The organism is Pseudomonas sp. BJa3 (assembly GCF_026343815.1).
Lineage (GTDB): Bacteria > Pseudomonadota > Gammaproteobacteria > Pseudomonadales > Pseudomonadaceae > Aquipseudomonas > Aquipseudomonas soli.
This window is the reverse complement of record NZ_JAOXMC010000047.1, coordinates 1-974: the sequence shown is the minus strand read 5'-3', so window position 1 is coordinate 974 and position 974 is coordinate 1. Positions and strand designations below refer to the sequence as shown.

The window sequence follows — 974 nt, the reverse complement described above, 5'->3', positions numbered from 1 at the left end:
ATGGAAGGCCGCATCCCGCTGCCTGGCCACGTCATCCCGGTGGCGGACGAGTTGCTTTCGGGGCGGCCCAATGGTGGCCGGATCGCTGCGGCGGCCGGCAAGGTCGTGACCCTGGACCGTGACACGCAGATCAAGGCCGGTGACCGGCTGATCATCAACCTGCCCAATGGCAGCGCCCAGGGCCGCACCGTGCAGTCAGTGGCCGGTCGCGCTGTGACCGTGACCACGGCCTACTCGGTCCAGCCGGAGCCCGAACTGCAGTGGGCGATCGACGCTGACGACCTGGCCATCCAGCTGTTCCGGGTGCTGAAGACCTCGCGCACCGCCGAAGGCGAGTACGAGATTACCGCGCTGGAGTTCAACCCGAGCAAGTTCGCCGCGATCGACACCGGGGCCAAGCTAGAGGAGCGGCCAATCAGCGTAATCCCGGTGACGACCGTGCCGCCGCCGGCAAGCGTGACACTGACGTCCGACTACGCGATTGCCCAGGGCCTGGCCGTCAGCACGATGACCATCGCCTGGCCAGCCGTGGAAGGGGCCGTGGCCTACGACGTCGAGTGGCGCAAGGACAGCGGCAACTGGATCAGGCTTCAGCGCACCGGTACCGCGTCGGTAGATGTGGTCGGGATCTACGCCGGTCAGTACCTGGCCCGCGTGCGCGCGGTCAGCGCCTTCGATATCACCTCCACCTGGCGCAGCTCGGCGCTGACCGACTTGAAAGGGAAGGAAGGTACGCCGCCGGCGGTTACGTTCCTCACGGCGACCAGCGAGATTTTCGCCATCCGGTTGAAGTGGGGACTGCCGCCCGGGGCCGAGGACACCCAGCGCACGGAGATCTGGAGCAACCCGATCAACGACCTGACCAGCGCCACCAAGCTGGCGGACCTGGCCTATCCACAGTCGGAGCACGTGATGTCCGGCCTGGCTGCCGGTGCGTCGTTCTTCTTCTGGGCGCGCCTGGTCGACCGGACTGG

1 protein-coding gene is annotated in these 974 nt (G+C 67.2%); it reads left to right on the top strand.

The features are described 5' to 3' along the window. Window positions 1–974, top strand: a 974-nt coding sequence (locus OH705_RS26815) for a host specificity protein J (RefSeq protein WP_416383597.1), incomplete at both ends; no start/stop codon positions are given.